The organism is Qipengyuania mesophila (assembly GCF_019711655.1).
Classification (GTDB): Bacteria; Pseudomonadota; Alphaproteobacteria; order Sphingomonadales; family Sphingomonadaceae; genus Qipengyuania; species Qipengyuania mesophila.
Genome location: NZ_JAIGNU010000001.1, coordinates 800,180 through 813,444 on the forward strand (window position 1 = coordinate 800,180; position 13,265 = coordinate 813,444).

The following is a 13,265-nucleotide window of genomic DNA, read 5'->3' on the forward strand; positions in this document are numbered from 1 at the left end:
AGCCTCTGCCCCCCTGACAACGTGATTTGAGCTCGGCCGGACGGTCTTCGACCTCACGGACTAGCTGGGCCTCAGCCGAGTAAGAACCAACTACCAACGAACCCAATTCAACAACTCGTTTCGCTTGCAATCCAAACCCATAGGGTCGCCGTCCCGACGAAGGAAACGAGGGGACCCATGCGCGACCATGAGCTCCGCAAGGTAGCTTTCTCGGAAATGCATCTGCGGAGATGGCCTGCAGTCGAAGTTCCCGGCACAATCGTGCGGACGAACTCGCGTCGATCGAGGCGAGGTCGGACCTCCAAGATAGCGCCTTCGGGACCGCTAGCTCGCATCGCTTGCGCGTGGGCCCTGATCGTTCCCGAGGCCCAAGACCGCGCCAATTACAACCTTGGCGCCAGACCGCACCAGCCTACGCCGTATCGATCAGCCCAGTCGTGCGAATGTGGCGACGCCGGCCGAAGGGCGACGCGGCGGGCGCGCTCGCTCGACGGTCACACCGGCGATGCCCCCCAGCATCGAAGACATGGCGGCGAGTTTCGCGGCATCGAGGCGGTAGAAAACGAGCTTGGCCTGCTTGCGCGTGGCGACGAGCCCGGCATTGCGCAGCACCGCCAGCTGCTGCGACAGCGTCGGCTGCCCGATCTGTGCCGCATCGTCGATTTCACCGACATTTCGCTCACCCCCGGCAAGCGTTTGCAGAATGCGCAAGCGGACCGGGTGAGCGACCGCCTTGAGGGCATCGACCAGATCTTCCTCGGTCACCGACCTGCACCCTCGCCGCTTTGCTGCAGGAACCAGTCGGCCTGACCCTCCGCTGCGAAGACATCGTCCAGGCTGGCGCTGGGTTGGCGCAGCAAGCTTTCGCCCGGCTGCCAATTCGCCGGTGCCAGCCCTCTCCCGTCATCGACGGCCTGAAGCGCGTCGAGCGTGCGGATCATCTCGGGCGTCGAGCGACCGACATTGGCCGGGTAGCAGCTCATCGCGCGGATCGCGCCTTGCGGATCGATGAAGAAGATCGTCCGCACCGTCGCGCTGTCATTATCCTGCGGAGCGACCATGCCATAGGCCTGAGCGATCACCAGCGTCGGATCCTCGATTATCGGGAAGCGGACTTCGACCCCGAAGCGATCGCGGATCATCCTGAGCCAGGCGAAGTGCGAAAACAGGCTGTCGACCGACAGCGCCATCAGCGCACAATCGCGCCGCTCGAACTCCTCCGCGGCCCGGGCAAGAGCGACGAATTCGGTCGTGCAGACGGGCGTGAAATCGGCCGGATGCGAGAAGAGCACCAGCCAGCGCCCCCGGAAGTCGGACAGGCGGATATCGCCGGTCGTGCTGCGCGCCGAGAAATCGGGCGCCTGATCCCCGATACGGAGGCCGGCGCAGGGCGCGTCGCGTTCAGTGCTATCGCGAAGGGCGTGGTTCGTCATTCGGAATACATACCACTTGACTTCGACAATGCAATACATATACACACTTTATGTAATTTAATGGAGCAAGTCTCATGGCGAACGACAACGCGGTTCAGCAGGCCGCCGAACAGATTGCCCGCGCCCGCGAAGACAAGACCCTACGCCCTTCGATCGCAGGGTTCTTCGACGAGGCAACCAACACCGTCTCCTACGTGGTCCACGATCCCAAGACGAACGAGGCGGCGATCATCGACTCGGTCCTCGACTACGAAGCCGCCTCCGGGCGGACCTCCTACGGGTCGGCCGACCTTATCGTGGAATATGTCACTTCGAACAATTTGAAAGTGTCTTGGCTGATCGAGACCCATGCCCATGCCGACCATATCTCGGCAGCGCCTTATCTGCAGGAAAAGTTCGGCGGCAAGCTAGCCATCGGGCGCGAGATCGTGCGCGTGCAAGAGGTTTTCGGCAAGCTGTTCAACGCAGGCACCGATTTCGAGCGCGACGGATCGCAGTTCGACAAGCTGTTCGAGGACGGCGAGACCTTCCGCCTTGGTGAGATCGAAGGCATCGCCCTCCATGTTCCGGGCCACACGCCGGCCGATATGGCCTTCATCATCGGCGACGCCGCCTTTGTGGGCGACACCATCTTCATGCCCGACTTCGGCACCGCACGGGCCGATTTCCCGGGCGGCGATGCGCGCCAGCTGTTCCGCTCGATCCGCCGCCTGCTCTCGCTTCCCAAGGAGACGCGCCTGTTCCTGTGCCACGATTACAAGGCGCCGGGCCGCGACGAATATGCGTGGGAGACCACCGTCCGGCAGCAGCGCGAGGGCAATGTCCACGTCAAGGATGGTGTCACCGAGGACGAGTTCGTCGAGATGCGCACCGCACGCGACAAGACTCTGGCGATGCCCAATCTGATCATGCCCTCTGTCCAGGTGAACATCCGCGGTGGCCGCCTGCCAGCCCCCGAAGACAATGGGGTCAGCTACATCAAGATCCCGGTGAACGCCGTATGATGCTCCCAGGGTTTCCCGATGCCGCGCCGCTCGCGGGGGTGGCGGGTGGCGTGCTCATCGGCCTTGCCGCTGCCGTCATGCTGCTCGGGCTTGGCCGGATCGCGGGGGTCTCCGGGCTCGCCGCCAAAACCATCGGGCTCGGCGGTAGCGGCATCGCCCGCAGTGGCGCGTGGATGTTCGTGCTCGGCCTGCCGCTCGGCGCTCTGGTCGTGTCGCTGCTGGCGGGCGGGACCGAGCCGCGCTTCGCCGGTCCACTCACCCTCGCCGTGGCCGGCCTGCTGGTCGGTATCGGCACGCGGCTCGGCAGCGGCTGCACCAGCGGCCACGGCGTCTGCGGCGTCAGCCGACTCTCCCCCCGCTCGCTCGTCGCGACGCTCACCTTCATGGCCGCGGGAATCGCGACGGTGGCCATCATGAATGCCATGGGCCTGGAGGTGCTGTCATGAGAATCGCAGCGCCCAGCCTGGTTTCGGGCACGCTGTTCGGTGCCGGGCTCGCGCTCGGCGGGATGACCGACCCGGCGCGCGTGCGCGGCTTCCTCGATCTCTTCGGTGACTGGGATCCGACGCTGGCCTTCGTCATGGGCGGGGCAGTCATCGTCATGGCGATCGTCTGGCGCGTGGTTCCGCGCATGGCCGCGCCGCTGTTCGAGGAACAATTCCACTTCCCCACGCGCAAAGACTTCGACGCTCGGTTGATCGGCGGCGCCGCCCTTTTCGGCATTGGCTGGGGGATTGCCGGCCTGTGTCCCGGCCCGGGCATCGCCGCCCTGGTGATCGCGCCGCAGGCGGCAGCGATCTTCGTCCTGGCCATGCTGGCCGGCATGGCGATCGTTCGCCTCTTCGAGGGAGAGAGCAGATGACGATCGCACCGGTATCAAACCGCTTCGCGGTCGCCCCACAGCTCCGGCCGGAAGGCCTGCCCGCACTGGCGGAGGCGGGCTACCGCACGCTCATCTGCAATCGCCCCGATGGCGAGGAAAACGGCCAACCGGAGGCCACCGAGATGGCGGTCGCGGCCGAAGCCGCCGGCATGGCCTTCCACCACATCCCCGTATCCGGCGGGGAATTTCCCGTCGCCGCAATCGAGGCCTTCGGGCGCGTGCGCAGCGAAGCCGAGGGCAAGGTGCTCGCCTACTGCCGCACGGGCACGCGCTCGATCACACTCGATGCCCTCGCGAACTGCGACCGGCTCGAGGGCGACGCGCTGATCGCGCGCGCGCGCGAGGCCGGCTACGATCTGTCCGCACTCCGCCCCCGGCTCGGCAAGTAACCCGGCGCCAATCCCAAAGGATCTCGCATGGCCCAGAAGCTCACTCACGAGGTGGTCATCGTCGGCGGAGGAACCGCCGGCATCGCCACCGCAGCATCGATGCTGAAGCGCCGCCCCTCGCTCGATATCGCCATCATCGAGCCAAGCGAGACACATTCCTACCAGCCCGGCTGGACGATGGTCGGCGGCGGCGTTTTCGACGCAGCGGTCACGCGCCGTCCCATGGCGAGCGTGATGCCTCGCCGCGCCTACTGGATCCGCCAGGCTGCGGCCAGCTTCCAGCCCGGAAGCAATCAGGTCACGCTCACCGATGGCACCACGGTCACCTACAAGCTGTTGATTGTGGCTCCCGGTATCCGGCTCGCCTGGGAGAAGATCGCCGGCCTCGAGGATACGCTCGGACGTAACGGCGTCACCTCCAACTACCGCTACGATCTGGCTCCGTACACGTGGGAACTGGTGCAAAATCTCAAGTCGGGCCGGGCCATTTTCAGCCAGCCGCCCATGCCGATCAAATGCGCCGGGGCGCCGCAGAAGGCCATGTATCTCTCCTGCGATGCCTGGCTCGAACGCGGTGCCCTCGACCAGATCGACGTCGAGTTCCGCAACGCCGGAGGCGTGCTGTTCGGGGTCAAGGAATACGTTCCGGCACTGATGGAATATGTCGAGAAGTACGGCATTGCGCTGAAGCTCGAACAGAACCTGATCGCGGTCGACGGGCCGGGCAAAACCGCCACGTTCAAGACCCCGGCGGGCGAGGAAACGGTCGATTTCGACATGCTTCATGTCGGGCCTCCGCAGGTCGCACCGCAATTCGTCGCCGACAGTCCGCTCGCTCATCCCGAAAGCGGCTTCGTCGATATCGACAAATTTACCCTGCGCCACGTCCGCTATCCCAATGTCTTCGCCGTCGGCGATGCGGGATCGGCTCCCAACGCCAAGACGGCGGCCGCAGCGCGCAAGCAGGCCCCGATCGTCGCGGTCAACGCGCTCGCCGTACTCGACGGGAATGAGCCGGTCTCCGACTACGATGGCTACGGCTCCTGCCCGCTCACCGTCGAGCGCGGAAAGATCGTGCTCGCCGAATTCGGTTATGACGGAAAGCTCCTGCCAAGCTTTCCCAAGTGGCTGATCGACGGCACCCGGCCACGCAAGCTGAGCTGGCTGCTCAAATCCGAAGTCCTGCCCTGGGTCTATTGGAACGGGATGCTCAAGGGCCACGAATGGCTCGTGAAGCCCGAAACGAGGCCACAGGCTGGGGTCGCGGCATGATCGACACGCTTCACCTGCTTCTGGGCGCGCTTTCCGGCGGGCTCGTGGGATTTTCGCTCGGCCTCGTGGGCGGCGGTGGATCGATCCTCGCGGTTCCGCTGATGGTCTATCTCGTCGGCGTGCCCAACCCGCACGTGGCCATCGGAACCAGCGCCTTCGCGGTGGCAGCCAACGCCGCAACCGGGCTGATCCAGCATGCGCGGGATCACAATGTCCGCTGGCGCTGCGGCCTGATGTACGCCGGCGCAGGGGTGATCGGCGCCTTTGGCGGTTCGACGCTGGGCAAGAATTTCGACGGCCAGAAACTGCTCTTCCTCTTCGCGATCCTGATGCTCGTGGTGGGCGCACTGATGCTCCGGTCGAGGAAGGCCATGGGCACTCCGGGTGCAGCCTGCAATCGGCGGAACGCCCCCAAGGTCCTTGGCTTCGGGCTTGGAACGGGGGCGTTCAGTGGCTTCTTCGGTATCGGCGGCGGCTTCCTGATCGTCCCCGGACTGATCGCGTCGACCGACATGCTGATGATCAATGCCGTCGGCACCAGCCTTGTCGCAGTCACTGCGTTCGGCCTGACCACCGCGGCGAATTACGCAGTCTCCGGCCTCGTCGACTGGGTGCTCGCGGCCGTCTTCATTCTCGGCGGCGTGGCCGGCGGATTCTTCGGCACGCAACTGGCCAAGCGGCTTTCGGGAGGCGGCCAGCTGAAGACTGTTTTCGCTGCGCTCATTTTCGTGGTCGCGCTGTATATGCTGTGGAAGAGCTGGATGGCCTTGTAACCGGATCCTCGACAATGAAACGGATTCGAATGGGTCACCGCGAGTGCAGCGTTGATCGGAATTGAATCTGGTTCATAGCCAGCGAGACTACGAAACGACTGCTCCGCCCGCCCAAGAAGACAAGATCGGTCACACGCCCAGCCTTCGCGTAGCTTTGCCTTTTGAAGGAGTTAGTGGTAGCGGAACCGGTCTCACCTTCGGGAGCAAAGATGGATCGGGCCAATCTATCGAAGCAGGAGCGCCGGGCTGGTTCGGTCATCCGCATGCGTCGACGCGTCGGCCTGAGCTAGGGTCGAGGGCCGGTGACCTTGGACTCCACGCAGCTCTCCGCCTCCGACCAAGCGAAGTCCCGGGTCGCAATTGTCGACGACGAATCCGACGTAAGGCAGGCGCTCGTACGGGGACTCGAACGGCACGGCTTCCTCTGCCGCCCCTTCCGCAGCGGCGCGGATTTTCTGGACAGCCTGGAGTTCGAGCTACCCGATTGCATTGTGCTCGATACGCGGATGCCCGAAATGGATGGGCTGGCCGTCCTCGGCAAGCTCCCGACCGAAACCTTGGCCATTCCGGTCATCATGCTGACCTCTCAAGGCGAGATCGGCCTTGCCGCAAAGGCCATGAGAGGCGGCGCAGCCGACTTTGTCGAGAAACCGGTCTCGATCAAACAGTTTGCAGAGAAGGTCGGCGAGCATGTCGCCCACTCGGCAGAGCTGCGGCGCCATCTCGCCGAGATCGAGCAGAGCAAATCGCTGATGGCCCGCCTGACACCGCGCGAAAGCGAGATCGCCGCCTTGGTCGTGGACGGGAGCAGCAACAAGGAAATCGCGCGTGACCTCGGAATCAGCCCGCGCACCGTGGAAGTCCACCGGGCCAATATCTTCAAGAAGCTGGACGTCCGCAACGCGGTCGAATTCGCCCTCATCTTCGAGAAGGCACAACTTTCGGCCCGATCATTCGTGCGCTGATGCCAGCCGCGCCTAGCCTTGACTGCGCGCCAGTTCCCTCTGCCCAGCGCCATCGAGCCATTCCAGCTGTTCCAGAATGACCGGCGTCACGTCGCGGTGCGCATTGTGGCCGATAAACAGATCCATGTGGCCATAACCCGGTACGATCCGCTGCTGGTAGAGCTCGCTACCGTTCTTGCCTTGCAGCCAGACGCGCGTGCGCTGCCCGCTTTCCGGGTAGAATATCTGGTTGGTCGCACCCGAGAGGAAGCTGATCGGCAATGCCAGACGGCGCGCCGCAGCGTCTGACGTGTAGATCGCCTTCCCTTCTGCATCGACCGCCAGGCCCTTGTGCATGACCTGCTGCAACTGCTCGAAGGGCTTGAGCGAGACGCGGCTGAACATGCTGCCAAGCGCTAGGTGGGTATCGTGACCCAGCTGGTTGTGATCCCAGCTCGGCCCGAACACGCCGAACACGCGCCGGCAGGTCGGGTTCTTGCAGGCCTGCCCCTCCGGCATGGGGATCTGATAGGCGATCGCGTCGATCTCATAGTCGGCGTCGGTCCCCTGGCTAACGAAGTCGAGATGCCCGTCGAGCAGGGATATCTGTCCGAGCGCCCCGGCGACGCCGAGATCGGACTTCATGTAGTTGAGCCAGTCGGTCACCGGATGCAGAGTGAGCTGCGAGGAGATCAGCGAGCGCACGCCCGAGACCCAGCCTGCGCCGATCCCCATCAGGAGGCTCATCGACCCCACGCAATGCGCCATGGCCTGAACGCTCTCTGCACCCGATGCCGCGCGGATCTTGGCAATGGCGGCGGGCCAGTCGTGACGGGCAATGTCGTCGATGGTGAATTTTGGGGGATGTTCGGTGTCGTTGCCAGCATCCGCACTGGCGCGATAGTCGAACAGCCACACGTCGTAGCCCCGCGCCACGAGGCTCTCGGCGAGGTTCTCCTCGACCGTCGGCGTCGCGAAGCTCGATGCGCGGACCGAGAAGCCGGGCGCGAGCACCAGTGGCCCGCGCGAGCCGCCGCGATAGCGCGTGAGGCCGATGTTCACGCCGTCTCCCGTCGGGACGACATGGCGTTCCGCCGGCGGCAGGTGCAAGTCTCGTGCCACCAGCTTGGCCGCCTCCTTGCCCGCGAAATCGTTGAGCGTCGCCAGCATCCCGCCATAGGCGCGGAACACGGTCATGGCGAAGAAGCCCGCGTATTTGGCGGTGAAATAGGCTTCGATCGCCTTCTTCGCGCGCGGGATCAAATTGACCACATGGCCGACCAGCGTATCGCTATCGTGGACGGTGATCGTGGTCAGCTGACGCATGAATTCGTCGATGCCGAGCTTGAGCACACCGCGACCGATCAGTTCGCCGCGCTCGTCCTCGCCATGGCGCAGTGTGACGAACAGCGTGGTGAGATCGGTCCACGGGTCCGACTTGCCGCGCTGCTCGAGCGTCTTGAAGCCGTGGAAATGGATCGGGCCCTCGGGGCCTTCCAGCACCATATCGTAGAGCATTTTCCAGCTCTCGGCCTTGTTCGGATCGGCCACGAGCAGGCGGAAGGTGCCCTCGCGCACGGGTAGCGGATCGGGCGAGATCGCGCTGAGGCTCACCGTGCCGGTGATGCGCGAGCGGTGCTCCTTCTCCTCGATCATGCGGTGGAGGTTGTCGGTGGTGACCGTCAGCAGGAAGCTGCAGGCGCTGCCTTCGGTGCGGCCCCATGCCTCACCATTGGCGTAATCGTCGCGGATGCGCTCGACATGGCCGCAAGGGCGGTGATGGCAGCCGGTCGCGCTGATGTGGCCCGCCATGGTCTCGGTAAAGGCGAGGCCGGGGCTCATCGCCTCGGGATGGTCCTTGACCAGCTGGCGGATCGCCGCCTTGCCCTTGTCCACCGCGCCGCCTTCGAAATGCGAGGCGGCCTCCTCGATCCCGCGCGAGACCGGATCGATCGCGTGGCCCGCGACCCATTTGGCGATGCTCAGGCGCAGCGCGTCGCCGCGCGTGGCGAGCACGGGTTCGGGCGCGGGTTCTTCGGCGGGTTCGGGTGCGGGAAGCGGACCCTCCGCGCCGAGCGTGTAGTCGATGCTCCACCCCTGACGCTGCGCCAGCTTCTCGATCGCGCGCTCGGCCACCGCGGTGATGGTCAGAAGCGGGTTGACGCCGACTGCGCCCGGAAGCGCGGCTCCGTCGCAGACGTAGAGCCCCTCGTACACCTCTCCGCCATCGCGGCCAGTGAACACGCGGCAGATATCGTCGACCACGCCACGCGAAGCATCGTCGCCCATGGCGCAGCCTCCGATCGGGTGGACGGTGATAAGCTTCTTGCCGAAGGGATCGCCCCACAATGGATCCGAGAAATATTGCGCGTCGATCGCCTGCGCGGCCTCGCGCATCTTGTCGTCGTCGCGGCGGAAGGTGCGCTGCTTGCCTGCGGTGGGCCAGTGGATCGCGAGACGGTCGCCTTCAAGGGCAAGTTGCCCTCCGGAATCGTCGACGCTCATCACGAGATAGGTCTGCGTCCGCGCCATCGGGCCCTTGTAGGCCCATTCTGCGATGCTGCCGGGATCGGTCTGCACCGCCTCGCCCATGGCCTTGGCATCCATCAGCCTTGGCTTGACCTGGTCCATGCCGAAGCGGGTGAAGCCATCGGCCAGCGCTTCGCCGAAGAAGAAGGCAGGGGCGAGCGCGGTGGCGATGATTCCGGGGGCGACGCCTTCCTCGATCACCAGCCCCCTGGTCGCGTCTTCGGTGGATCGCATGTCGATTACGCCGGTGATGCAGGGCCCGGGATAAGCGTCCTTGGCGACCTCCGATGCGCCGACGCCGATGGCGTAAAGCGGCTTTGCGGTCAGCTCGTCGCCCTGCTTCTCGGCTTTGAGATAGCTGTCGTAGGCGAAACCCAGCGCGTCGCCATTGCCCGAGAAATTTGCGCCCAACCGGTCGGAGAGCGCCAAGCCCTTTTCGCGCGAGCGCAGCAGGATCTCGGTCGACCCGAGCGCGCCGGCGCCGAGGATGACATGATCGGCGGTGATGCTCGACGGGCCTTGCGGCGCATCCTTGCCGTTGGGCTCGAGATGGACCCGCCAGGCCTCACCCTTGCGTTCGATCCACAGCGCCTTGGCCTGCGTGAATATCTCCGCGCCATGGTTCGCGGCATCGGGGAGATAGTTCATCAGCGTGGTGTTCTTCGCGCCGACATTGCAGCCCGAAACGCAATCACCGCAATTGGTGCAGGCGAGCTGCGGCACGCCGAACTTGTTGAGCTTGTCCTCGAAATTGACGTTGATCGGTGTCTTGTAGAAGCGCTGCCCCATCGCCTTTGCCGAATGTTCGAGCGCCTCCAGCTTGCCCAGGGCTGGATAGCTGTCGGGATAGGGATTGGGCGCGAGCATTTCGCGCGCGCGTTCGTAATAGGCGTCGATCTCGGCCGGATGGTCGCGGAACGCCATCGGCCAGTGCGCCTGGTCGAGCAGGCGTTTGTCGAGTTCGAGCGAGACGTTGGCGTTGATAAGCGAGGTCCCGCCGAGGCCGCAGCCGACGAGCGCGTACTGGTCGTCGTTCACATGCACCTCGAACAGCGCATCGGGCTCGCCGATGCGTCCGCCCTTCGCATTGATCTGCATCGCACCCTGCGCGTCGGCGAGCTTGTTCGGATATTCGCCAGGCAGTAGCTCCTTGCCGCGTTCGAGCACGCAGACATCCTGACCCGCGCGTGCCAGCCGCGAGGCCGCGACGCCCGCGCCATAGCCCGAGCCGATGACGAGGACGGTATAATGCGATTTGGCCTGGTCGAGGCCCTTTGCGATGCGTTTCTGCATGGTCATTCTGCCGCCTCCCGCAGGGCTTCGTTGGAGCGGTCGAGCATCTTGCGGACCTTCACATCGGCTTCGTGCTGGATGCGACCCTGAACGATGGTGGAGAAATCGGCCCAGACGTCGGCGGCGCGTTCGACCGCTTCGCCCGCCTCCTCGGCAAGCCGTGAGATGCGCCCGCTACCCTCGACGCGGACCGGCGCCATGGTGCCGTCGGTCGGATCGTTGAACAGCCGCAACGAGGCGACTTCGAGTTCGTGGGAGACGAGCATCGCCGCGCAGCCCTGCACCGGCATCAGCGTCGGCTCGTCGAGCACCCAGCCGCCGGTGTTGAAGACGCCGACCGGCAGATCGTAGCCCTCGACCATGAGCTCGTCCTGGAACGGCTTGTGCGTATGGCCGAAGACGAAGTTCATCTCGCGCGGCAGCTCGCCGAGTTCCTCGCGCAATTGCGCGGCCATGGGTGTGCCCACGTACCAGCCGATATCGTCGATTTCCGCTGCACCGAGCACATGGCCATAGCCATCGCGCTGGCGTTCCGCGCCGCGCCCGGCGGTTGCGTCGACGCCCGCGCGGATGAGGTTGTCGAGCGTGATGCCGTATTTGAGCTGCATCTTGGGATTGATGCCGAGCCTGGAGTTCAGGCCGCCTGTGATGCGCCGCGCGATACTCTCGGCGAAATCGTGGCTCGCACCCGCGCTCAGCATGGTTTCGTAGAGCGATCCCGCCTCGCCGCCGATCTCGCCCGCGCTGCCGAGGTCGGACCACAGGAAATCGATCCACGGGCCGTTCTCTGCCTCGAGCTGCTGCATGGTAGCAGGGCGCGCCTCGCCGTTCTCTAGGAAGCCGCGCAGATTGGACAATGCGCGGTACATGCCATCGAGGTAATGCCCATGATGCATCACCACCGCACGGCCGGTATCCTTGTTCGCCAGCCCCCAGTTGGGATAGGCGATCCGCACGCTCGCACCCGCAAGATGCGGGCGGTGCGCGATGAGCGATTCCATCAGTCGGCAGGTGTGCGCCGGACGCCCAATGATCGGGGTGATGTGTTCGAGATCGCGTTGGATCTCGCCCGCCTGCAGCGCGCTAATGAAGCCGTGATCCTGCGCCATGCGCCATAAATGATGATCGTGATTCCCGGCGACATAGACGATCTCGCGGCTGAACAACTCGCGACCGTCCTCGGGGAAAAAGGCGTCGAGCAGCTGGAGGAAGCTGTTCGAGACGTCGCCGAATGGCGAAAGGCCGAGGTCGAGCGCATCGCCGAGCAACACGAGTTGCGGCTTCTCGTCCTCACGCAAGGTGGCGCGTAGGCCCTCGGCGAAAGCGGACAGCACCCGCGACGGACCTTCGATGATCTCGCTCGCAGCGTTGACATGCGTCAGCAGGCTGTCGCGCGCGCCGAGGTGGAGGTCCGACAGGACGATCTGGGCAATGCTCATGAAATGGTCTCCACGCAGGCGTAGAAGGCGTCGCGCACGATTTTCTCGCGCGGATCGTCCCATTTTCCGGTGCCGAGCTGGTTGGTGATCCAGGCGTAGGCGACCCCGTCTTCGGGATCGGCGAAGGCGAGCGAGCCGCCCACTGCGAAGCTGCCGAAAGCGCTACGCTTGCGGGCGTATCCCCACTCTGCGAAAGGCTTCTCGAAGCCGAAGGAGTAGTACATGTCGGCGGTGAGGATCTGGTCCTTGAGGCCCTTACGAGGATAGGCATGGCCCTGCGACAGTGTGGCCATCGCCTCCGGGGAAATGTCAAGCTTCTCCCCGCCGTCCGCGAAGGCCTGATAGAGCGCCGCGAGGCCGCGCGCCGAGGCCATTCCGCCCGCCGCGCCCTGCCCCGCGCGCCAGAACTCTTCGCAATCGAGCGCACCCGGCCCTTCGAGGATCAGCGGATTGTTGAGCGTGCGGAAGGCGAGCGTACCCGGCAGGCACATCTTGAAGGTGAGCGGCCAGGGCATGGTGGTGTGGTGGATGAAGAGGTCCTGCAATCCGAACCCATCGATCCGCGCGATGCGGCTGCGATCGAAGCTGTCGGGCAGCCCGATGAAGACGTCCGCGCCGAGCGGTCCCGCCACTTCCTCGGCGAAGAACTGCGGCAGGCGGCGCCCCTGCGGATCGCGGCGGTGGATCAGCTCGCTGGCGATCCAGCCGAGCGTATAGGCGTGGTTGCCGCTGTGATCTCCCGGCATCCAGTTGGGCTTCTGCGCGGCGATGGCGGCGCAGATCGCGTCCTCGTCGGCGAGATTGTCGAGCGTCAGCTTGAAATCGATGGCGGCGAGCCCCGCCTGTTCGGACAGCGCCTCGCCCACGGTCACAGCATGCTTTCCATGGGCGGCGAACTCGGGCCAGATGTCGGCGACCGGCTCGTCATAGGCAAAGAGGCCGCGCGACACCGCCACCGCGGCGGCCATGCCGGTGAGGCCCTTGGTGAGCGAGTAGACCAGCGCGATGTCGTCACCCTGCCACTCGCTGGTCCGGGCCTTGTCCTGCCAGCCGCCTTGGAGGTCGACCACGGTTTCGCCGCGATGGATGATGGTGCACGCCGCACCAAGTGCCGCACCCGACTGGATTGCCGCGGCAAAGGCATGCTTCACCGGTTCGAAACCCCGAGCGACGCTGCCGCGCACACTTTGTCCGGGACCGGAAACCTCCGGAAGATCATTCACGAGTCGATAGTGTGCATTCCGCATTCGCGCCCCCAAGCCCTGCGGCGGCCGCTGCCGCGCGCCCCGGGGTCACGGGCTAGAGA

The 13,265-nt window shown here is 65.0% G+C and carries 12 protein-coding genes; 7 read left to right on the forward strand and 5 right to left on the reverse strand.

The window, feature by feature from the left end:
• Positions 1-426: 426 nt before the first annotated feature.
• Both K3181_RS04070 and K3181_RS04075 read right to left on the reverse strand, forming a co-directional pair.
• Positions 427-765 (reverse strand): ArsR/SmtB family transcription factor, encoded by a 339-nt coding sequence (locus K3181_RS04070; protein WP_221601018.1) that lies wholly within the window; start codon positions 763-765, stop codon positions 427-429.
• Positions 762-1,433 (reverse strand): peroxiredoxin, encoded by a 672-nt coding sequence (locus K3181_RS04075; protein WP_221601019.1) that lies wholly within the window; start codon positions 1,431-1,433, stop codon positions 762-764. Before K3181_RS04075 ends, K3181_RS04070 begins: the two co-directional genes overlap by 4 nt.
• A gap of 74 nt (positions 1,434-1,507) precedes the next feature.
• On the opposite strand from K3181_RS04075, the gene K3181_RS04080 reads away from it, so the two are divergent.
• From K3181_RS04080 to K3181_RS04110, 7 genes are all read left to right on the forward strand, one after another.
• A complete protein-coding gene (locus K3181_RS04080; protein ID WP_221601021.1) occupies positions 1,508-2,437 on the forward strand; it encodes an MBL fold metallo-hydrolase in 930 nt (309 codons plus the stop codon).
• The gene (locus K3181_RS04085) at positions 2,434-2,883 is read left to right on the forward strand and encodes a YeeE/YedE family protein (protein ID WP_221601023.1); all 450 of its coding nucleotides are present in this window, start codon (positions 2,434-2,436) and stop codon (positions 2,881-2,883) included. Before K3181_RS04080 ends, K3181_RS04085 begins: the two co-directional genes overlap by 4 nt.
• On the forward strand, positions 2,880-3,299 hold the full coding sequence (locus tag K3181_RS04090; RefSeq protein WP_221601025.1) for a DUF6691 family protein: 420 nt from the start codon (positions 2,880-2,882) through the stop codon (positions 3,297-3,299). Before K3181_RS04085 ends, K3181_RS04090 begins: the two co-directional genes overlap by 4 nt.
• Positions 3,296-3,709, forward strand: coding sequence for a protein tyrosine phosphatase family protein (locus K3181_RS04095; RefSeq protein ID WP_221601027.1), 414 nt, complete (start codon positions 3,296-3,298; stop codon positions 3,707-3,709). The genes K3181_RS04090 and K3181_RS04095 overlap by 4 nt, the downstream gene beginning before the upstream one ends.
• A 27-nt stretch (positions 3,710-3,736) precedes the next feature.
• Positions 3,737-4,981, forward strand: a complete 1,245-nt coding sequence (locus K3181_RS04100; RefSeq protein ID WP_221601029.1) for an NAD(P)/FAD-dependent oxidoreductase — start codon at positions 3,737-3,739, stop codon at positions 4,979-4,981.
• Entirely contained in the window at positions 4,978-5,754 is a 777-nt protein-coding gene (locus K3181_RS04105; protein ID WP_221601031.1) for a sulfite exporter TauE/SafE family protein, read from the forward strand. Before K3181_RS04100 ends, K3181_RS04105 begins: the two co-directional genes overlap by 4 nt.
• A gap of 308 nt (positions 5,755-6,062) precedes the next feature.
• The gene (locus tag K3181_RS04110) at positions 6,063-6,719 is read left to right on the forward strand and encodes a response regulator transcription factor (RefSeq protein WP_221601033.1); all 657 of its coding nucleotides are present in this window, start codon (positions 6,063-6,065) and stop codon (positions 6,717-6,719) included.
• Between the two features lie 12 nt (positions 6,720-6,731).
• On the opposite strand, the gene K3181_RS04115 is transcribed toward K3181_RS04110, so the two are convergent.
• Genes K3181_RS04115 through K3181_RS04125 form a run of 3 tightly spaced genes read right to left on the reverse strand, consistent with a single transcriptional unit; the run spans position 6,732 to position 13,182 of the window.
• Positions 6,732-10,526, reverse strand: coding sequence for a GMC family oxidoreductase N-terminal domain-containing protein (locus K3181_RS04115; RefSeq protein ID WP_221601035.1), 3,795 nt, complete (start codon positions 10,524-10,526; stop codon positions 6,732-6,734).
• A complete protein-coding gene (locus tag K3181_RS04120) occupies positions 10,523-11,959 on the reverse strand; it encodes a metallophosphoesterase (protein WP_221601038.1) in 1,437 nt (478 codons plus the stop codon). Before K3181_RS04120 ends, K3181_RS04115 begins: the two co-directional genes overlap by 4 nt.
• The gene (locus K3181_RS04125) at positions 11,956-13,182 is read right to left on the reverse strand and encodes a serine hydrolase (RefSeq protein ID WP_345725445.1); all 1,227 of its coding nucleotides are present in this window, start codon (positions 13,180-13,182) and stop codon (positions 11,956-11,958) included. Before K3181_RS04125 ends, K3181_RS04120 begins: the two co-directional genes overlap by 4 nt.
• Positions 13,183-13,265 lie beyond the last annotated feature (83 nt).